Origin of the sequence: Pelagibius sp. CAU 1746, assembly GCF_039839785.1 — a bacterium.
Taxonomy (GTDB): domain Bacteria; phylum Pseudomonadota; class Alphaproteobacteria; order Kiloniellales; family Kiloniellaceae; genus Pelagibius.
Genome location: NZ_JBDOQT010000001.1, coordinates 2,502,726 through 2,523,073 on the forward strand (window position 1 = coordinate 2,502,726; position 20,348 = coordinate 2,523,073).

19 protein-coding genes are annotated in these 20,348 nt (G+C 63.5%); all 19 read left to right on the forward strand.

Going from position 1 to position 20,348, the window contains the following annotated elements:
- The first annotated feature begins 35 nt into the window (after positions 1-35).
- The 19 genes from AAFN88_RS11900 (at position 36) to AAFN88_RS11990 (ending at position 19,831) form a co-directional block, all read left to right on the forward strand.
- The gene (locus tag AAFN88_RS11900) at positions 36-773 is read left to right on the forward strand and encodes an ABC transporter permease (RefSeq protein ID WP_347520529.1); all 738 of its coding nucleotides are present in this window, start codon (positions 36-38) and stop codon (positions 771-773) included.
- Positions 774-849: 76 nt separating this feature from the next.
- Positions 850-1,017 (forward strand): hypothetical protein, encoded by a 168-nt coding sequence (locus AAFN88_RS11905; RefSeq protein WP_347520530.1) that lies wholly within the window; start codon positions 850-852, stop codon positions 1,015-1,017.
- 376 nt (positions 1,018-1,393) lie between these two features.
- Positions 1,394-2,986, forward strand: coding sequence for an ATP-binding protein (locus tag AAFN88_RS11910; RefSeq protein WP_347520531.1), 1,593 nt, complete (start codon positions 1,394-1,396; stop codon positions 2,984-2,986).
- A gap of 27 nt (positions 2,987-3,013) precedes the next feature.
- Positions 3,014-5,377: a BTAD domain-containing putative transcriptional regulator gene (locus AAFN88_RS11915; protein ID WP_347520532.1), complete on the forward strand. Its 2,364-nt coding sequence runs from the start codon at positions 3,014-3,016 to the stop codon at positions 5,375-5,377.
- A gap of 16 nt (positions 5,378-5,393) precedes the next feature.
- Positions 5,394-6,371, forward strand: a complete 978-nt coding sequence (locus AAFN88_RS11920) for a phosphatase PAP2 family protein (RefSeq protein ID WP_347520533.1) — start codon at positions 5,394-5,396, stop codon at positions 6,369-6,371.
- 626 nt (positions 6,372-6,997) lie between these two features.
- Positions 6,998-7,183 (forward strand): Flp family type IVb pilin, encoded by a 186-nt coding sequence (locus AAFN88_RS11925; protein WP_347520534.1) that lies wholly within the window; start codon positions 6,998-7,000, stop codon positions 7,181-7,183.
- Positions 7,184-7,319: 136 nt separating this feature from the next.
- A complete protein-coding gene (gene cpaB, locus AAFN88_RS11930) occupies positions 7,320-8,438 on the forward strand; it encodes a Flp pilus assembly protein CpaB (protein WP_347520535.1) in 1,119 nt (372 codons plus the stop codon).
- A gap of 40 nt (positions 8,439-8,478) precedes the next feature.
- Positions 8,479-9,909, forward strand: a complete 1,431-nt coding sequence (locus tag AAFN88_RS11935) for a type II and III secretion system protein family protein (RefSeq protein WP_347520536.1) — start codon at positions 8,479-8,481, stop codon at positions 9,907-9,909.
- A gap of 8 nt (positions 9,910-9,917) precedes the next feature.
- Positions 9,918-10,184: a hypothetical protein gene (locus tag AAFN88_RS11940; protein WP_347520537.1), complete on the forward strand. Its 267-nt coding sequence runs from the start codon at positions 9,918-9,920 to the stop codon at positions 10,182-10,184.
- A 121-nt stretch (positions 10,185-10,305) separates the two neighbouring features.
- Positions 10,306-11,430 carry an AAA family ATPase gene (locus tag AAFN88_RS11945; RefSeq protein WP_347520538.1) on the forward strand — a complete coding sequence of 375 codons (1,125 nt, stop codon included), beginning with the start codon at positions 10,306-10,308 and terminating at the stop codon, positions 11,428-11,430.
- A gap of 18 nt (positions 11,431-11,448) precedes the next feature.
- Entirely contained in the window at positions 11,449-12,849 is a 1,401-nt protein-coding gene (locus AAFN88_RS11950; protein WP_347520539.1) for a CpaF family protein, read from the forward strand.
- A 7-nt stretch (positions 12,850-12,856) separates the two neighbouring features.
- The gene (locus AAFN88_RS11955) at positions 12,857-13,852 is read left to right on the forward strand and encodes a type II secretion system F family protein (protein ID WP_347520540.1); all 996 of its coding nucleotides are present in this window, start codon (positions 12,857-12,859) and stop codon (positions 13,850-13,852) included.
- A gap of 16 nt (positions 13,853-13,868) precedes the next feature.
- Positions 13,869-14,876, forward strand: coding sequence for a type II secretion system F family protein (locus tag AAFN88_RS11960; RefSeq protein WP_347520541.1), 1,008 nt, complete (start codon positions 13,869-13,871; stop codon positions 14,874-14,876).
- 17 nt (positions 14,877-14,893) lie between these two features.
- On the forward strand, positions 14,894-16,069 hold the full coding sequence (locus tag AAFN88_RS11965) for a tetratricopeptide repeat protein (protein ID WP_347520542.1): 1,176 nt from the start codon (positions 14,894-14,896) through the stop codon (positions 16,067-16,069).
- Positions 16,053-16,985 (forward strand): tetratricopeptide repeat protein, encoded by a 933-nt coding sequence (locus AAFN88_RS11970; protein ID WP_347520543.1) that lies wholly within the window; start codon positions 16,053-16,055, stop codon positions 16,983-16,985. The genes AAFN88_RS11965 and AAFN88_RS11970 overlap by 17 nt, the downstream gene beginning before the upstream one ends.
- A 32-nt stretch (positions 16,986-17,017) precedes the next feature.
- Positions 17,018-17,548 carry a prepilin peptidase gene (locus tag AAFN88_RS11975; protein ID WP_347520544.1) on the forward strand — a complete coding sequence of 177 codons (531 nt, stop codon included), beginning with the start codon at positions 17,018-17,020 and terminating at the stop codon, positions 17,546-17,548.
- 9 nt (positions 17,549-17,557) lie between these two features.
- Positions 17,558-17,992 carry a TadE family protein gene (locus AAFN88_RS11980; protein ID WP_347520545.1) on the forward strand — a complete coding sequence of 145 codons (435 nt, stop codon included), beginning with the start codon at positions 17,558-17,560 and terminating at the stop codon, positions 17,990-17,992.
- A gap of 4 nt (positions 17,993-17,996) precedes the next feature.
- The gene (locus AAFN88_RS11985) at positions 17,997-19,388 is read left to right on the forward strand and encodes a TadG family pilus assembly protein (RefSeq protein WP_347520546.1); all 1,392 of its coding nucleotides are present in this window, start codon (positions 17,997-17,999) and stop codon (positions 19,386-19,388) included.
- Between the two features lie 149 nt (positions 19,389-19,537).
- The gene (locus AAFN88_RS11990; RefSeq protein ID WP_347520547.1) at positions 19,538-19,831 is read left to right on the forward strand and encodes a hypothetical protein; all 294 of its coding nucleotides are present in this window, start codon (positions 19,538-19,540) and stop codon (positions 19,829-19,831) included.
- Positions 19,832-20,348 lie beyond the last annotated feature (517 nt).

The window sequence follows — 20,348 nt, forward strand, 5'->3', positions numbered from 1 at the left end:
CAGCTTCGCCTGCCGCCGGCGAGACTTGGCGCCGGATGCGCGACGGCGTCCTGGTCCTTGCCGCAGCGCTGGCTTTCTGGCAGGCGCTGGTGTGGCTGACCGACGTGCCCTCGTTCATCCTGCCGGGGCCGCTGCGCGTTGCGGGCATGCTCGTCGAGCAGTACCGGCTCATTCTCGGGCACGCCGCCGTGACCGTGGCTGAGGTGCTGCTCGGCATCGCGCTCGGCACCCTGCTGGGTGCGCTGACGGCCTTGCAGCTCATGATGTCGCGCGCCGCCCTGCGCTACGTGCTGCCGGTGCTGGTCTTCAGCCAGGCAGTGCCGGTCTTCGCCCTGGCGCCGCTGCTGACCCTCTGGCTCGGCTACGGCCTCGGCTCCAAGATCGCCATGGCGGTGCTGATCATCTACTTCCCCGTGGCCTCCAACTTCCTCGATGGCCTGCGGCACAGCGACGACAGCCTGATCGAGATGGCGCGCAGCCTGGGCGCGACGGACCGTCAGGTTCTGTTCCGCATCCGCCTGCCGGCGGCGCTGCCATCGCTGGGTTCGGGCTTGCGTCTCGCCGCGGTCTACGCGCCCATAGGCGCGGTCATCGGCGAATGGGTCGGGGCCTCCCGGGGCCTCGGCTACCTCATGCTGCTGGCCAACGGCCGGGCCAAGACCGACCTGATGTTCGCCGCGCTCCTGGTTCTCGTGATCTTCACCCTGGTCCTGCACAAGGTTGTGGGCCGCGGGGCCGACTACCTGGCGCGCCGCGCCAAGGGCCGGGTATGAATGTCCGCCTGCTAGCGGGTTGAGGGCGATATCCTTCGGGGATGGATCCGGATCAAGGCAGCGCGCAGCCGTCTCCTTGCGCGACACTGGCGGGCCGACCTCCGTGCCGGCAGGGGAGGCGGTTCTGGGGCGGTTGGTCACCTTGCGCCGCCGTGAGAACGCGCTGCGGGAGAAGGCCATCACCATGGAACTGCTGGACGTGGCCACCGGCTCGGAAGCGATCCTGGGATCATCCGATCGCTGAGGGGCGGGCCATAGCCTTGGGCCTGGGGCGTCCGCAGCGGCGGACCGTTTGTGTGCGGAGACCTTGCCAATCCTCGCTGAGGGGCGCTTCTTCATGCGGCGTTCCTGCGGGCGTCGGAGACAGCGATCGGCCGGGAATCATGGCCTTGGGCCAAAAAAGCCAAATAGGACTGCAATACTACAGAAGATCAACTTAAGGTTAACGATAAGCCTTAATAGAAGTTGAAAGTATCGTATATTGTATGAGTTTTAGCCCTAGAGTATCTGTTGCTGTTTTCAATCACTACTTCCTTGTGACAAAATTTAGTCAGTCCCGCTACCACGAGTTTACTAATCAATAAAGCTGGGATCAGGACGAACTGCAGGGTTTGAAGGGCATGACCGCGATAGCGAGAGTTCTCGTCGCTGACGATGAGGTCGACCTTATCGAGGACTATCACTCGGCTCTGGCCATGGCCGAGCCCAAGAGCACTGACACGCGCCTTGCCGAGCTGCAGGACGAGTTGTTCGGCCCTCAGCATTCCAACAGCAGCCTGCCGCCCATTGAGCTGGTTTCGGTGAACCAGGGCGAGGCGGCCGTGCAGGCGGTCAGTCGAGCACAGGAAGAGCACAAGCCCTTCTCGGTCGCCTTTATCGACGTGCGCATGCCCCCGGGCATCAATGGACTGGACGCGGCCGCCAAGATCCGCGCGATCGACGAGCGCCTGCCCATCGTCATCGTGACCGCCTATACAGATATCCAGATGATCGACCTGGCGAAGAAGGTGCCGCCGGCCGACCGCCTTTTCGTTCTTCAGAAGCCGTTTCACACGACCGAGATTCAGCAGCTGGCCATCGCCCTGACGGCGCGCGGCGAGTTGGACCGCTTGAACGAAGCCGGACCTGGCGTTGAGACGCTGCCGCGGCTCGACCGCATCCTGAGCGGACTGCCTGGCGGCATTGCCATATTCGACGAAAACGAGCGCCTGGTGCAGATGAACGAAGGCCTCGGGAAGCTGTTTCCGGATCTCAAGGACGAGGCCGGCCCCGGCATTCGCTACGATGCCTGGCGGGCCAAGATCGCCGAGGAACTGGCTCCGGACCAGGTGCTGAAGCGTAAGGGAGCGGACGAGAAGCGGTCGCAGCTTGTCGATGCCGGCGGGCTGGCGGCCCGCCGCATTTCCGGGAATCGCTGGGTGATGATCGCCGAGCAGTTCGAGTCCACCGGCGGAACCGTGGTGCAGTTCCTCGATGTCACCAGGATGAAAGTGGCCGAGCAGCGCCGGGCGATCGGCAACACCATGGCTCATATGTCGCGCCTGGCGGGCGCGCTGGTGGATCGCGCCGAAATGGGAGCGTTGGGCCGAGGTTCCGTCCCCTTTGAGCGAACGGACGATGGGACCGGGCAGCGCTCGGTCATGGAAGACCTCGCGGTTCTGGCGCATCGCCAGCAGCTCGCGCCGCGGCCGAGCTTCGCGGATGCCCTGGCTAACGAGACCGCAGCGATCCTGGAGCCGGTACTGCCCAAGTCCGTCAACATCGAGATGGTTTCCTCCATAGGCCTCTGGCCCGTCTTCGTAGACCCCGACCAGGCTCGCGAAGTGCTGCGCGCGCTTATGCTGAACGCCGCGGAGGCTATGGAAGGCAAGGGAACCGTCGTCGTCGAGACAGCTAACGTCAGGGCAACGCGGGAAGCGGCAAGCGAGATGCCCGGTCTCAAGCAGGGGGAGTATGTCCGCCTCTCTGTCATCGACAGCGGCCCCGGCATGCAGCCGGAGCTCATCGACCGCGCCATTATGCCCTTCTTCACCACCAAGGATCCCAAGGAACACAGCGGTATGGGTTTGACCGCGGCCTATAGCTTCATCCTGCAGTCGGGCGGGTATCTCTTCATCGACAGCGACGGCCAGAGCGGCACCACCATCAATCTCTTCCTGCCCCGCTTGCCCGAAAGCGCCATGGCCGGAAAGCGGGGACTGCGTCGCCACTAAGGCGGACGCGTTTCAGGGACCAGAGGGATGCACGGTATCAAACCAGCGGCCAGACTGGAGCTCTTCGGGGGCTTCTCGCTTCGCGATGCGACGGGAACGCAGGTATCCCTCACGCTCCGCAAGTCAGAGGCTCTCATCGCCTATCTTGCGGTCAATGGGCACAGTCAGCAGCGCGAGAAGCTCGCCACGCTGCTCTGGGGCGAAACCACACAGTCGAACGCTTTACAGAGCTTGCGTCAGGCACGCCTTACCCTGATGCGCAATCTCGAACCGCACAATCTGCCGATCCTCAGCTTCGACCGAAGGGAAGTGCACCTCGACGTCGGTTCTCTTCAGGTGGATGCGCTGGAATTCGAGCGGCTGCAAGAGGCCGGAGATCAGGACTCCCTGGCGCGTGCCGTATCGCTATATAGCGGAGAGTTCCTCTCGGGCATGGAAATCGAGTCGGAAGCCTTCGAGGAATGGCTGCTGCCGATCCGCTCCTGGTATCGCGAGCAGATGGAATTCGCGCTGGACAGGTTGCTCTCTCTCCAGGAACAGGCCGGGGCCCAGGAATCTTCAATCCGCACGGCCAAGCGGATTCTCGCGCTCGATCCGCTGCGTGAAGACGTCCACCGCTGGATCATGCAGGCCTTTGCGGCGGCCGGTCAGCGGACCTCCGCCCTGGCGGCCTACGATGCCTGCCGCACGGTCCTGCGCGAACAGTTGGACGTGGAACCCGAAGCCGAGACCGAAGCGCTCTATCAATCGATCCTGTTGCGGGCCGACCCGTTGCCGCGAGCGGCCCAGGCCGGAGGCGGGCGGGGGAAGAAGGTCTCCGAAGCGGTTCCGCCGGCCGGTCCGGCGCCACAAAGCGGCGAGACGGCGGTTGTGGCGGATTCCGGTCACGGCTTGGCGCCGATCAGCAATCTCAGCAATGCGGCCTTCGAGGTCCTGCAGATCGCCGCCGTTGCCGGCAGCCTCTTTTCGATGGACCTGCTGGAAGCCCTGACCGAGCGGTCGCCGGGGCAATGCCGAGCGAGCCTCCGCGAACTGGCCGCGGCCGGTCTGTTCGAGACCACGGCCGACGGACAGCCCGGCAACATCGCGCCGGCGGCCCGCGAAGCGGTTCTGGGCCAGATTCTGCCCTCCCACCGCAAACACCTTCACTACGCGGTGGCGGTGGCCCTGGAAGACCTGGCGGGCAGCGACATCTACGAGCTGTGCTACGAGATCGCAGGGCACTTCCGTGCCGCCGGCCGCTGGAACCTGGCGGTGCCTCACCTGCTGCGTCTTGCCAAGCTGGAAGCGGATCGCGGCAATCTGGATATCGCGGAAACCCAGGTGCGCCAGGCGACCGCCGACCTCAGCCTGCTGCCGCCCAGCGATGCGCGCGGAAAGCTGGAGGTCAAGATACTGGTGATCGCTGCCGAACTGGCGGAACTGAAAGGCGACCTGAAGCGGGCGGAGGAGACGCTCGCCCGCAAGTGGCCCGACTTGAAGCGCTACGGAAACTCCGAGCTCTGGATCAGCTACTTGCTGGCGCGCGCGCGCTTGCGCTACCGGCAGGGCCGGATCAAGCAGGCCTATTCGGCGATCCGGCGTATGCCGCGCACTTGCAAGGGCCGGCCCATGCAGAGCCACTGGCGGCTGGCCGAGCGCTTCGCGGATCTGGCGGACAAGATCACCGATGAAGGCTGCAATCCCGCTATGATGCTGGAGAGCCACCGCCTGACCGGCCCCCGCTCCAGCGAGGCGGACGCCAGTGCGGTCCAGGCCTTGTGTCATGCGAAGCGCGAGAAGTTCTCGGCCGCCTACGCCGCTTGTGCCAAGGCGATCAGGCTTTCCGAGAACCAGCCGGATACCACCTGCCTGATCGTCAGCCTACAGACACAAGGGATCATTCAGGTCTGGGACGGCGAGGCGGCCCTGGCTCTCGATGCCTTCGACCGGGCGTTCGGGTTGGCGGAGGCGCGCGGCGACCTGTTGAGGCAGTATACCTCCCGCGGTTACCGCGGCTTCGCGCTGATCAATGCCGGGCGCGCCTTCGAAGCGAAGGAGGAGTTGGCTCAAGCGGTGAGCATGTCGGAGAAGTTGCATCTGCCGTTCCTGCGCTCGATGTTCATGGCTTGGCTGGCGGAAGCCCTGCTGGGATGTGGCGAGAATGACCGCGCGCTGGAGGTCGCCCGCTGGGCCGCCCGCCTTGCCAACGAGGGCAACGAGCCTTGGGCCCGCTCGGTGGCGCTGCGTGTCATGGCGCAGGCGCTTTCGGTGTCCAATGCGGAAGACGGCAAGCTCGTCGACCGCATATTGCGCGCGGCGTTGGAGATGCAGAGCAGCCTCGGGCTGCCGTTCGAAACGGCCCGTACCGTCGGGACGAGAGCCGAGGTCGGCGCCGCCGAACTCCACTGAAAGAGGCACACCGCCCATGAACGCGCTGGACCTTCGCTGGATACTTCCGGTCCTCGCGATCGTCGGCCTTCAGTATCTTGTAGTGCTTCTGATCGGCATACAGGTCGATTTCATCTATGAGATCCCCTTCCGAAGCTTCGGTGTGATGGGGGTGAACTTCGCAATCATCGGCTTCTGCCTGCCCGTCGCCTGGCAACTGTTCCGCCTTTGGAGAGAGGGCGAGAAAAACCCTCTTCGCAGTATTTTGCCCCACCTTCCCTGGGCGCTCGCAACCGGCTTCTTGCTGGTCGCTTGCCAGTTCGCCGTCCTGAATTGGGCAAAAGTCATGATGCCACCGGCCGTGGGGTTCTGGGCGGATACCGCATTCGCCGATCTGGATCGCCTGCTGTTTGGGCAGGACCCCTGGCGCCTCAGTCACGAATACCTGGGCCAGGCAACGCCAGTGATCGACCGGGTTTATGCTTTCTGGGCGCCGGTCAATTTCGCCATTCTTCTCTTCCTGTTCTACCTGCCGCCTTCTCCCAAGAGGGCCCAAGCCCTGATCGCCTATTTTCTCACTTGGGCTGCCGGCACCCTGGGCCAGTACCTGGGAGCATCGGCCGGTCCAATTTTCTACGAGTCCATCCAGCTAGGCGACCGTTTCGCCGATTTGCCGCTCAGCCCGTGGACGGCCGCCGCCCGCGAATACCTCTGGACCAACTACCAGAAGGGGGGAGGGCTCATCGGCGCCGGGATCTCGGCAATGCCGTCGATGCATGTTGCCATCGCGTTATGGATTGCACTGGTGGTCCGGGCACTGCTGCCCAGACTTCAACTCCTCGGCTGGGCCTATTTTGCCGTGATCCTGGTCGGTTCCGTCCATCTCGGCTGGCACTATGCAGTCGACGGCATCGTCGCCTCTGCGTTGGTTACCATCGCTTGGACGGTTGCCCGGGCGATGGCAGCTACCACACTGATCGGGCGGATACGGACGACGCCATCCTGCGGAACCTGATCTCTTTATCCGGGCTGGCTCCGGGGTGCCGTGCCGATGGTGCCTCTCGAGCCCCGGGCGGTTGATCCGCCAGTCCTACGTCCGTTGGATCTTCCAGTCCTTAGACTGACAGGCTCTCCTTCTCAGAGAGCCTTTTGCCGTGCGATGAGAGCTGCACGGCCCTTGCGGTGCGATCGTTGCGACCTGTTGCGCCACGGCCACAGGACTACCACCTTTGGCGCAGCCATTGGTTACCTCTTCGTTAACACGCCCGCCGGGCGTTAACCTTTGCGCGATCTGCCGATTGATGGCGGAGGTCCCTGACGGCCGCTAAAAAACGCGAAAGCGTCAATCAAGACAAGTGGATGTAGGGAATTGAAGAGCCCTTGGGTGATGCAGGACATCAAGGGCCAATGGTTAATGCCGACCTTTCCGACAGAGATGACGTTCCGCCTCGCGCATCTGTTGCCGCGGCGCTGCATGACGTTTGGATCACGAGGCAATTGATACGAATTCACGTCAACTGGCGCAGGCACGTAGCTGCAAGGCCTCTTCGGGGAGCCGACGCCGAGTTAACGCCCGACAAGGTCAAGAGCCACGAAGCCAGACCGCGGGCCGGGGAACAACGAATGAACGGAGATCTAACGATGAGCAACTTTCTGAAATCACTTTGGAAGGACGAGAGCGGCGCGGCTGGCGCTGAGTACGCTCTCATTCTGGCTATCGTCGCGATCGGTATCGCAGTGGCCGCGGGGAACCTGGGTGACGCAATTTCCGGTTCCATGCAGGACGCTGCCGACTGCATCAACGGCACCACGGCCAGCTCCTGCTGATATTGGACGTGAGGACCGACGGCCATTCGACTTGGCCGTCGGAGCCTCTGTTTGAAGGACAATCCTTAACGTGGTTAAGGGTGCGCGAGCGCCTGACGCCCGAAAGGGCACTTTCTGACAGGACGAGGACAGAACCATGAGAGGGCGCGCAATTGTAGTCTTGGGCTTGGCTTTCGTCCTGGCGGCGGCGGCGGTCTTTCTGGCCCGCAACTGGATTCAGGAGCAGGCACGGCCGATCATTGTACAGCAGGCGACGCAGCCGGCGAATACGATCCAGATCGTGGTTGCCAAGGAACGCATGACGTTCGGCAATCCGGTGCGCAAGGAGCAACTCCGCCTGGTCAAGTGGCCCGGCGACGCGGTCCCCGAGGGCGCTTTCACCTCCATTGACGAGGTGATCGGCGAGAAGGAAGACCGGGTCGTTCTGCGCGCCATAGAGATCAACGAGCCCGTGTTGAAGAACAAGATTTCCGGCTTTGGCGGAAAGGCCAGTTTGGCGGCCATCCTGTCGCCGGAGATGCGCGCGGTGACCATCCGCGTCAACGATGTCGCCGGCGTTGCCGGCTTCGTGCTGCCGGGCGACCGGGTCGACATTCTGCTGACCCGCGACCGGACTGGCGGGAACGGTGGCAAGAGCGCCAACAACCTGATCACCGACGTGCTGCTGCAGAACGTCAAGGTGCTGGGCATCGACCAGGACTCCAATCAGGACAAGGAAAAGCCCTCGGTCGCCAAAGCAGTGACGCTGGAGGTCTCGCCGGAGCAGGCGCAGAAACTGGCCCTGGCCTCTCAGTTGGGCAGCCTGGCGCTGATGCTGCGCAATCTGGCCGATGCTGAGGCTGAGACCGTGCGGACCGTCAGCACCAACGATCTTTCGGTGGGCGAAGTGAATGAACCGGCACAGGTTGCCACGGCACCCAAGAAGAAAGTCACCAAAGCGGTGAAGATCACGAGAAAGCAGAAGGAAGACCCACTTTCTGCCGTACGGATCGTGCGCGGTACGGATGCGACCAACTACGAGGTTCAACCGGATCAGCAGCCGCTGTTCGGCAGCGTGCCGGCGGAGAAGCTGGCGCCTTCCGGCAGCGCCGCCGAAAGCGGCGAGGCGAAGACCGTGACACCCGCGGGACCGACCTTCGTGAAGCCGCAGACGGGGTCGCCGGGGTCCGGCACCCAGAGCAGTCCGTCTTTCGGCGGTGAGCGGGAGAGCCCCATCAACCTCCTGCCGCCCGATCTGGAAGCCGCCTTGAACTGACCAGGGAACGAGAAGAAAGCGAAAGGTAAGGGAGAGGGGCATGATAGAGCATCATCAAAGATGGATCGGAAATGTCATAGGTGCGCTGCTGGCGATCACTGTCGTCGCCGGGCTGGCAATGCCGCAGCAGGCGCGGGGGCAGGCGACGGTCACGACGGAGATCGGCGAGACCCGCCATGCAGGCGAATTCATCGTTCCCGTCAATAAGTCTCAAATTCTACGGCTGGACGTTCCCTTCGCCGACCTTCTGGTGGGGAACGCCGACGTCGCCGACGTTCTGGCACTTACCGATCGCTCGATCTACGTGCTGGGTAAGCAGCCCGGATCGACCAGCCTGACCGTCTATGGGCGGAACAAGGCCTTGATCGCCGTCATGGACCTGGTGGTGACCGTTGACGTCGAAGGCCTGAAGGCGCGGCTCTTCGAGCTGATGCCGGAGGAGGAGATCGAAGTCCGGGCGGTCAATGAGGCGGTCATTCTCAGCGGCATGGTGAGCAGCTCGGTGCGGCTGCAGCGGGCCCTCGAGGTCGCCGAGCGCTTCGCGCCCGATCAGGTCACCAACCTTCTCTCGGTGACCGGCAGCCAGCAGGTGATGCTCGCTGTGCGCTTCGCGGAGGTGCAGCGCCGGGTCGTCAAGGAACTTGGCCTCAACACCCAGGTTTCAGGATCCGATTTCGCGGTCACCGTGGGCGATGCGTTGCTGGGCGGCATGTTCTCTCCGACCGCCATCGCTACCGGTACGGTAACCTTCGGCATCGGGGCCACGACCATCGATCTGCTGTTCGATGCCCTGGAGGAGAAGGGTGTCGTCAAGACGCTGGCGGAGCCGAACCTGATCGCACTTTCCGGCGATACTGCCAGCTTCCTGGCAGGCGGGGAGTTCCCCGTTCCGGTCGCGCAGAACAGCGACCAGGACCAGACCACGATCACGATCGAGTTCAAGGAATTCGGGGTCGCTCTCGCCTTCACGCCCACCGTCTTGGACGACGGGTTGATCAACGTCGTGGTTAGCCCGGAGGTCAGCCGGATCGACCCGACCAACGCCGTGACCATACAGGGTTTTGAGATCCCCGGTCTGACCACGCGCCGTGCCAACACGACGGTCGAACTGCGGGACGGGCAGTCCTTCGCCATCGCCGGTCTGATTCAATCGGACTTCCAGGACACGGTGCGCCAGTTTCCGTTGCTCGGCGATGTGCCGGTTCTTGGAGCGCTGCTGCGCAGCAGCGACTTTCAGAACCAGCAGACGGAGCTGGTCATCATCGTGACGCCGCACCTTGTGCAGCCGGCGCCGGGCGGCAGCCTGGTCACCCCGGCCGACAACTTCGTGCCGCCAAGCGATTCCGACATCTGGCTGTTCGGGCGGATCGAGTCGCCGACTTCCGGAATGACCCCCAGCAATGCCGCCAATGCCATGGCGATCAATGAAGCCGGAGGCGTGCAGGGCGCCTACGGCCACATCATCAAGTGAGGTGCGCAATGAAGGTAATGGCAATTTCGATGGTGCTCACGGCCGCCGGCCTACTCGCGTCCTGTACACCGCAGGGGGACCTGAATCCCTCCTTCGGCGACTCCGTGCGGCACAACATGTCGGTTCACATCATCAATCCGACGCCCGAATACGGCGCCTCGCAGCAGATCGGACCCTTGGACGGCCCCCGCGCCGCCGGCGCCCAGACCCGCTACGACAAGGGCGAGGTGATCCAGCCGGAGCGCCTGCGCACTTCCGATACGGAGAGCAAGTAACTACGGCGCCGAGATCGAGGCGCGCAGCTTCGAGAGGAAGGAAATGGGTGAGAGTCTGAACGTTGTCGGAATGCTGCGAAGCCCGCAGCTCCGGTCTGCCTTGGCGGAAGTTTGCACGGATATGAACGGTACCAAGTTCGATCTGCGCATCGCTCCGCTCGAGGGGATTGCCGCCGGCGGCAGCTTGCCCGCTTCCGATCTTATCATCGTCGAGATCGATACCAGAAATGCCGACGACGTGGAGCGGCTGGGTGCCCTGGTCGAAGAGCTGACGCCCGGCACCGCCGTGGTGGCGACGGCAGCCGATGCCACCCTGGACGATGTTCGGAAGCTGATGCGGTTGGGCCTGGTGGACGTCCTTCCGCAACCGGTACGGCGTGATGACGTCCTGGCGGCACTGGAACATGCCGCCCGGGTACGCAGGACGGCGCAGCGTCCCCAAGCGTCCAAAGGGCGATTGGTTTCCGTGCTGAAAGGCGGCGGCGGGGTCGGGGCCACCACCGTGGCCGTGCAGACCGGGTGCTGCCTTGCTCAAGCTTTGGAGAAACGCGGCCAGGAGGTCTGCCTCCTGGATTTCGACGTGCAAGGCGGCACCGTGGCGCTGTACCTGGACCTCAAGGATCGTATGGGCCTTGCCGACCTGGTCTCCGCGCAGGACCGGCTGGACGGGGACCTGCTGCGCGGTGCCATGAGCCGGCACCCCAGCGGGCTTCACGTGATATCGGCGCCGCCGGAAGTGATGCCGTTGGACACTTTCGGCCTGGAGTTCGTCCGCCGGGTTCTGGATGTCGCCCGCCGGGAATTCGCCGTGGTGATCGTCGACCTGCCGCCGGTTTGGTGTCTCTGGTCCTTCGAAATCCTGCGCCAGTCCAACGAGATTCTTCTGGTGACGGAGATGACGGTGCCGGGGGTGCGCCAGGCCCGCCGGCAGATCGATACCCTGGGGGCTGAAGGCCTGGAGGAGTTGCCGCTTCGTGTCGTTCTCAATCGCTACGAGAAGCGTTGGGGCGAGGCGATCGGCGTCAAGGAGGTCGAGAAAGCGCTCGACCACAAGGTCGATTTCACGGTCGCCAACGACTACCGCACGGTCAGCGAGGCGCTCAATCAAGGGCTGTCCATTGCCGACCTTCGCAAGCGGTCCAAAGCGTTCAAGTCAATTGCCAAGATCAGTGAGGCGCTCGTCGCGACGGGGAGCCAAGAGGAGGGGCGGCTCGAACCCCACCTCTCCGGCATTCCCAGGCGCTAATTCAGGAGATCCAGAAAGATGTCGTTTTTCTCCAGACCGCAACCGCAACCCCAGGATGGTCCCGTTGCAGGAGTGCTGACCGGAGCCTCGTCCGACGCGCAAGTCATCGTGCCGCGCGGGCGTGACGACGCCGACGACCGGAAGCTGTCGAGCTACACGGAACTCAAGGTTTCCCTGCATCAGCAACTGCTCGACATGATCAACCTTTCGGTCATCGACAAGATGCCGCCGGCGGAGTTTCGCGCCCAGATGGGTGAGATGGTCCGCGAGCTGCTGCTGCGCGAGAACCGGCCGCTCAACCGGCAGGAACAAGCGCAGCTCGTCGACGATGTCCTTGACGAGCTTTTGGGGTTGGGACCGCTTGAGCCGCTGCTGAAGGATTCCTCTGTCACCGACATTCTGGTCAATTGCCACAGCAACGTCTTCGTGGAGCGCGGCGGGCAACTGCACCCCACGCCGGTGCGCTTCAAGGACGACCGGCATTTGCTCCGGATCATCGGCCGTATCGTCTCGGCGGTGGGGCGCCGCGTCGACGAGTCGCAGCCGATGGTGGATGCGCGCCTTGCCGACGGCTCGCGCGTCAACGCCATCATCCCGCCGCTCGCCGTCGATGGGCCGCTGTTGTCGATCCGCAAGTTCTCGAAGGACCGGATCGACATGGAGAAGCTGATTCAGATCGGCAGCGTTCCGCAATCCGTGGCGGACCTGCTGACAGGTATCGTGAAATCCCGGCGCAATGTCCTGATCTCGGGCGGTACCGGAAGCGGTAAGACGACGATGCTGAACGCCATGTCGGCCTTCATTGATGGACGCGAACGCATCATCACTATCGAGGATGCCGCCGAGCTGCAGTTGCAGCAGGTTCACGTCGCGCGGCTGGAAACCCGCCCGGCCAACATCGAGGGGCGCGGCGAGGTCACCCAGCGCGAGCTGGTCAAGAATGCTCTGCGCATGCGCCCGGACCGGATCATTGTCGGCGAGGTTCGCGGCGGCGAGGCCTTCGACATGCTGCAGGCCATGAACACCGGCCATGAAGGGTCCATGACCACGGTTCACGCCAATACCTGCCGTGATGCCTTGTCGCGCATCGAGCAGATGATCGGGATGACCGGCTTCGACCTGCCGACACGTTCGATGCGGGCGCAGATCGCGTCTGCGCTTCATGTGGTCATCCAGTTGGAGCGCATGAGCGATGGCAAACGCCGACTGGTCAGCTTGCAGGAAATCACCGGAATGGAGGGCGAGGTCGTCTCTATGCAGGAAATCTTCCGTTTCCGCCGGGAGTCCACCGACGCGGAGGGAATGATTCACGGCCACTACGTCACCACCGGTATCCGGCCGAAGTTCGTCGCGGAATTCGATGCCCGCGGCATAGCGGTGCCCGACCGCATCTTCGATCCGAATCACGTGCTCGAATAGGCCCGCCATGTCGATTGAACCGATCTACCTTCTATACGGCATCATCTTCATCGCCGTCCTGCTTCTGGTAGAGGGGCTCTATTACCTCTTCCTGCATTCGACACGGGCGAACCGGCGGACCAACCGCCGCCTGTCGATGCTGAACGCAGGGATGGAGAGCCGGGAGGTCTTGGGTCTCCTGCGTCGACAACCGGTGCGGGAGACCCGGGGGCTGGGCGGCCTGGTCCATCCTGTCGATTATCTCGAAGGCTTGATCTCCCACGCCGGCATGCAGATGACGCCCTTCCGGGTGGTCGTCATCATGCTGGTAGTCGCCTTCTTCGCCTTGATGGGGTTCCAGGTCGCCTATGCCACCGGACGGCTGCCTCACTTCCTGACGCCGCTCTACTATCAGGCGGCGCTCGCGGTGCTGGCAGGTGTCGTTCTGCCGATCTTTTATTTCTCCAGCAAGGCGAAGGAAAGGCGCAAGAAATTCGCCGAACAGCTCCCCGACGCTCTCGATCTCATCGTCCGCAGCCTGAAGGCCGGGCATCCGATCAACGCCGCCCTAGGTCTCGTATCCAAGGAGATGAGCGATCCGATCGGGACTGAGTTCGGGATCGCCGTGGACGAGATGACCTATGGGCTGGATTTGACTGAGGCTCTCGAGAACCTGAACGAACGGATCCAGGTCGAGGATTTCAACTATGTGGTCATGTCGATCAGCATCCAACACGAAACCGGTGGCAATCTGGCCGCCGTGCTGGCGGGCTTGGCCCACGTTATCCGCGCGCGGGCCCGCATGTTCTTGAAGGTGCGCTCGCTTTCGAGCGAAGGCCGGATGTCGGCGCTCGTTCTCTGCGCTCTGCCCTTCGTCGTGGGCTTTCTAATTTTCACGGGAAATCCGGACTACTACACGAAGTTCGCCAGTGACCCTCTGTTCCTGCCGATCCTCGCCGGAGCGGTCTTCAACATGGCGGTAGGCATTTACATGATCTATCGCATGGTCAATTTCCGGGTCTGACGGAGAGGAGGCCGACATGGATGTCACGAAAATCGCATCCGATCTTTACGCCTCGGGGTTCGATTGGATCCTCCAGAATCCCGGCGACGCCTTCCTCGTAGTGCTGTTCTTTACCGTTGTCCTGGCGGTTCTGGGGGTGGCGGGCATCTCCGGAAACCGGGGAGCCGTTTCCCGCCGCCTGGCTGGCGACACGGTGTCTGTCGGTGGCGTCGGAGAGGGTCCGCGGCTGCGCTACGAGAGCCGCGACGGCTTTTGGAATGACTTGGTCGGCGCCATCGAGAAGCGGGTTCCCCTTATCGATGAAATGAACCGCTCGCTGATCCAGCGCCGCCTGCTTCAGGCCGGTTTCGCGGGTCCCGGAGTCGTGCGCAACTACTATGCGATCCGCTTCATCATGACTGTTGGCTTGCCGGCGGTCTTTCTGCTGCTTGCGCCGCTGTTCGGAATTTCTCTCAGCAATCAGAACGTCCTTCTGGTGCCCTTGGCCCTCTGCATTGTCGGGCTTTACCTGCCGTCCTTCTGGCTCTCGCGCCGCATTGCGAGCCGGCAGCGGGCCATTCGCGAGGGCTTCCCTGACGCGCTCGATATGATGGTCGTCTGCGTCGAGGCGGGACTGGGCCTGGATGCGGCCTTCAACCGGGTCGGTTCGGAGCTTGTCCGGGCCCACCCGGCGCTTGCGACGCAGTTCGCCCTGGTGGCCCTGGAACTGCGTGCCGGTAAGACGCGGTCCGACGCCCTGAGAAACTTGGGCGACCGGGTGGGACTCGACGATGTGACGGGGTTCGTCACTCTGCTGATCCAGTCGGATGAACTCGGCACGAGCATATCCCAGGCCCTCTCGGTCCACGCCGACGAGATGCGCAACAAGCGAATGATGCGGGCCGAGGAATTGGCTCACAAGCTGCCGGTGAAGCTCACCATTCCGCTGATCGTGTTCATTCTGCCCTGCATGATCACCGTGATCCTGCTGCCGGGCATTATCGGGATCATGCGGATCATCCTGCCGGCTTTGCAGGGCGGATGAAGGGAGGGGAGGTGAAAATGGGTGCTTACAGGAACGCTCTTCTGTCCGCCGTGGCGCTGTCCGGCAGTTTGCTGCTCTCGGCTTGTGGAGCGCAACTGCCCGAGGCGCGGCCCGCCTTCGGCTACAGCGGCTTGGCGGGCCAGGAGGCCAGCCGGTCGAACTACGAACAGGGTCGCCTGGACTTTTCCGCCGGACGCTACGGCTTGGCGATAAAGCGGTTCCAGATGGCCATGGCGGAGCGTCCGGAATCGATCGAGGCCGTCAACGGCCTGGCCGCGTCCTATGACCAGATCGGGCGGTTCGATCTGGCCGAACGCTACTACCGCCGGGCTTTGGGTATGGATCCCAATTCGTCCCAGACCCTGAACAATCTCGGCTACTCCATGCTGCTGCAGGGCAAGACCGATCTCGCGCTGGCGCTGTTCCGCGACGCGACGCGGCAGTCGCCCGACGATCCGATGATCGCCGCCAACGCCCAGCTTGCCGTCGACGCCGGCGTCGAGAAGAAAGAAGCCGGTCAAGTGAGCGAGGCGGCACCGGCCCAGCCGCAGGAAGTCGCACGGCGGGCGCCGCCGGCGCCGCGGCCCAGTATCGTACGCATCAACCCCGCCGAACAGCGGTTGCGGTTGCGCACTCCGGTGGCGCCGTCGACGATGACCCTCCTGCCGCCCCAGGTGATCGCGGTGCCTCTCCCGGCGGTGGAAACCGTGCCGCTGCCGCCCCTGCCCGGTGACGGCGGCCGCGAGGAAGAAGCGCAGCCGGCCGCGACCACGCCGCTGGTGCGCGTCGCGTTGCGGGCCTCGGGAGCCGACGCGATGCTCCCTGCGGGGCCTTCGGAGGACCGGTGGCAGCCGGGCACGGCCGATCTGAGCGGCGATATCGAGGTCGCCAACGGCGCCGGCCGGCGCTACATGGCGGCGCGGATGAAGGCTTTCCTGATCGGCCAAGGCTTCTCGGTCGCCCGGCTGTCCAATGCCGACAGCTATGCCCACCGGTCCACCAGCGTTACCTACCTTCCCGGCTATCGGGAACTTGCGGAGGTTCTCTCTGCCTCCCTGCCTATCGTCCCCCGGCTCCGGCAAGTCGACGGCCAAGCGGCCGACGTCCGCCTTGAGCTGGGGGGCGACCTTCTTGAATTCGACAGCGATCTTGTCGAGGCGGAAAGGAGCATCTCCCATGCCGACCCAGTTTGAGACAGCAGATCCGCGGCGGTCGGGAGTGACCGCGTCGGGCTCCCGGTTTTTGGCCGTCGCCGCCGTTTGCGCCCTGGTTTTAACAGCCTGCGCAACTTCCGAGGAGGTCCCGCTCCAGGCGAAGCCTGAGCCGGTTTCTCCGGAAATCGTCGCCGCTGCGGAGCAGGCCATCGAGCAAGGCAACTACGCCGATGCCAAGTTGCTGCTGGAGCGCGTGCTTCTGGCCGATCCGGGGAACCTTCGGGCCCGTTTAGGGATGGCGGAATCCCAACTGGCTTTCGGCCAGCTTAATGCCGCCGCCGAGGCCTTCGAGACGCTTACCAAGGTTCCGGAGGTGGCGGCCCGCGCTCAACAGGGGCGCGGTATTGCCCTTTTGCTGAAGGGGCAGGAGCGGCCGGCGCTCTTCCTGCTGGAGCAGGCGGTCGCGCAAGACCCGAGCCTATGGCGTGCCTGGAACGCAATCGGCACGCTGCAGGATCGCGATGGCCACTGGGAAGCAGCCGGGCGGGCCTACGATCGTGCGCTCGAGCTCCGGCCGGACTCGGCGATGCTCTACAACAACCGCGGCTTCTCGCATCTCCTGCGCCGCGACCACGCCGCGGCGATCGCCGACTTCGATGCCGCACTCCAGCTCGAACCGGGCATGGAGGCTGCCCGCGAGAACCTGCGTCTCGCCTTTGCCTGGGCCGGCCAGTACGACCAGGCCCTGGTCGGGGTCGGCCAGAAAGATATCGGCCGTGCCTTCAACAACATCGGGTTCGTGGCTTTGCTGCGCGGCGACCTGCCGGCGGCGGAGTCCTATCTGCTGCGGTCCATGGAGATCGACCCGAAGTTCAACCGGGTGGCCAACAAGAATCTCGAATACCTGAAGAACCTGAAGGCCATCAACGCCAACAAGATAGCGGGGGAGGGGTGAGCGGCTGAGATCGCCGGTCCGGAGAATCGCAGATGGATGTGTTCCTGCTTTTCAAGATCTTTTTCTGGGCTTTCGTGGCGCTGCTCGTTATCGCTGCGGTCTTCGACCTGTGGAAGTTCGTGATTCCCAATTGGATTCCGGTCTCCCTGGTCGGGCTGTTCCTTGCGGCCGGATATTTCCTGCCGACCCCGGTCGACTGGCTGTCGCATCTGGGCGCCATGGGCGCGGTCTTCTTGGGAACCTTGGTGCTCTATCGCTTCCACATCATTGGCGGTGGGGATCTGAAGCTGCTGGTGGCGGTCGCTCTCTGGACCGGCCTCGGCGGGCTGCTTGAATTTGTGATCTTGACCGCTGTTGCCGGCGGGGTGCTGTCGTTGGGATTGCTCGGGCTGCGCCGCCTGCTTTCCGGCCTGCTGGTGCTCCAAACCGTACCCGACCGCATCGCCAAGGCGCCGCTACCCCGGATTCTGTTACCGGGAGAGCCGATGCCCTACGGAGTGGCGATCGCGGCCGGCGGCATCCTGGTGGCGCGGCATTTGCCGCAACTGGGCCTTTTCGCGTGAGGTGCAGCGATGAATCGTAGAACGGCTTGGCGAGAAGATTGGCGTGCGCGCTGGCGGCGCGACTGGCGCCGCCGGGCGGACAGCGGCTCCGCCGCCGTGGAGTTCGCTATCCTGCTGCCGATTTTTCTGGCGATCCTCTTCGGCATCATTCAGTTCGGCTCGGTGATGTTCCTTCACAACAACATGGTCAACGCCGCGCGCGAGGCGGCGCGGCGCATGTCGGTGGATGAGAGCTTCGATGAGGCACAGGCGGAGGCCTATGCGCAGAACTACCTGGCGGGCTGGAACCTTACTTTCTCCTTTCCCAACACGGTTGCTCAGCCGGGTTCCCCCGACGTTTCGATAGAGATTACCGTGCCGGCAGCCGATGCGGCGCTGATCAATTTCCCGATTACCTGGCCGGGAAATCTGGTGGCCCAGGCAAGCATGCGGCCGGAGGGCTGATCAAATGCGGTTTCTGCTGCAAATCTGGGATGACCGTGATGGCGCCTTTGCGCCGGTCGCGGCTTTGGTCATGGTCGGGCTGCTCGCTTTCGGGGCGCTGGCCATCGACATGGGCTACAACTACTACAACCGCAACAAGCTGCAAGTGGCGGCGGACGCGTCGGCCCTGGCGGGCGCATCGCAGTTGTCGGAATACCCCGACACAACGCCCATCGTGTCCGAAGCGCAGACTTATGCTCAGAACAACATGCCCGTCGCCCGCTACGGCACGGTGCTGGCCTCCGCCGACGTGATCGCCGGAAACTGGGATCCGGACACCCGCACGTTCACTCCGGCCCTGGATCCTGTGAATGCGGTGCGGACGACCACCCGGCGCGAAGACTCCGTTGGAAATCCCGTTCCGGCTTTCCTTGGGGGCATTTTGGGCTTTGACACCTACAACGTGGTCACCAGCGCGATCGCGACGGAGGCTCAGAACGGCAATATGACCCCCGCAGGCTGCCTCATGGCGACCAACGAGACGGAGGAGGAGGCCTTTCATATCTTCGGCACCGCAGACATCGCGACGACCGACTGCAGTATCGAAGTGGCCTCTGATGCCCCTTGCGCTTTCTACGCAAACGGAAACCCGACAATCACGACGATCACCGATCCCGACGGCGACGTGCCGGAAATCAATGTCGCAGGCACCTACTGCGAGAAAGGGTCGGTGGGGATCGATACCAGCGGGGTGCAGGAGAATGCGAACACTGGCGAAGATCCCTATGAAGACGTCGATCCTTGCGACGGTTGGGCGCTTTGCGAAGCGGCCAGGGATCCGACCTACTGCGACACCGCGGACCCGGCCTTCGTCAATGTGACCTTCGAGGGCGATGGCAGTCCGCCTTCCGGCGTTTACTGCGGCGGCATCAGCTTCAGCGGCAACGGCACGGCCATCTTCGATGGCGACTACATCATCAAGGAAGGGGCTCTGGATATCGGAGGTAACGTTGCTGTCGATGGTTCGTCCGGTGTCGGCTTTTACCTCATGGGCAGCGGCTCCGTCGTGAATTTCAAAGGCGAGTCGGATCTGACCCTGGTCGCGCAGAGCGGCGGCTCCAGCCCTATGGACGGTTTCATCTTCTATGAGGAAGACAAAAATCCGCAGGACTCTCATGTGCTGCGCGGAACCAGCGGGGGCGGTTATGACGGACTGCTGTATTTCGATGGCGATGTTGAGTTCAAAGGTACCGCAGATGGCTTTCTCTCGACTTACACAAGCGATTGCACCGTCCTGATCGCCGATACGATCTACTTCAACGGCACCACCGGTCTCGTGGCCGATTCGACCTGCTCGGGGTCCGGGCCGACCTTGCCGCCCGGCGCTCCGATAATGGTGTACCGCCTGGTCGATTAGGCGGTGCGAGAGATGAGGCGGCGGGGGCAACACGCGGACAAGGGATGAATGAGTTGAAAGGCGAGACGAGGCGGGGTGAGATGTCGCAGGAGCTGCCGAATGGAAGGCCGGCAGGGCAGCCCATCCGACTGAATCTCACCTGGAGCCGCTTGGGTGACGTTATCGAGCGGTTTGTCGTGCGCGAATGCACCGAGGCGACAGGGCGGCGGGTCGTTCTGCAAGACCGGGAGATCTTCCTGGCCACCGCCGACGTCTACTGGCGTGGCGATTCTCAGTCGGTCGACGACCTCATGGCCATGATCGAGAAAGGCTTCCGGATGGCGGGGGCGGAACCGGCCCACGAACCCTATTCCCGGGTCTCGGTTCGCTTGGTGACGGACCAGGACGACCGGCTGGCCGGCCTGGCGTTCTTCGCGGAAGACTGCCAGAAGCCCGGGGCGTGAACGCGCGCGCCCGATCGGGGATCGAACTGCTTCATCATGGATAGGCACCCGGGCGTTCGGCCCGGCGAGGGGGGCTGCGCCACCGAGGTGGTCTGGCGCCGTCGCGCCCCGGCGACTCCGTTTCAGATCCGAGGCAAAGCCCTGTGGATAATTTGCCGTCACAGGCGCGGCGCTGTGACGATTCTGAGGTAGATCCGAACGCTGCAGCCCCGGTTGCATGCCGGTGGCCGAGAAATCGTTAAAGATGACGCCCGGCGTTAACCATTTGCGGTTCGGGATCGAGGGTCATGAAGCCTCGCAGGAACGCCCGGCATTCCAATAAAATCCAATTATATCAATCGCTTGATTCGAATTAATGGCGCCCCGCACCCCTCTTTCCGCGCAGGCGAATGGTTAACGTTTGGCACCTTCCTTCCGGCGGCAGGTGAGGCTCAGCCACCGCGGCTGCCGGGTCAGATGACGTTCCCATCACGGGGCTTTTGATACGAAGTCTTCGCAATTGGAACCGGAGAGACCC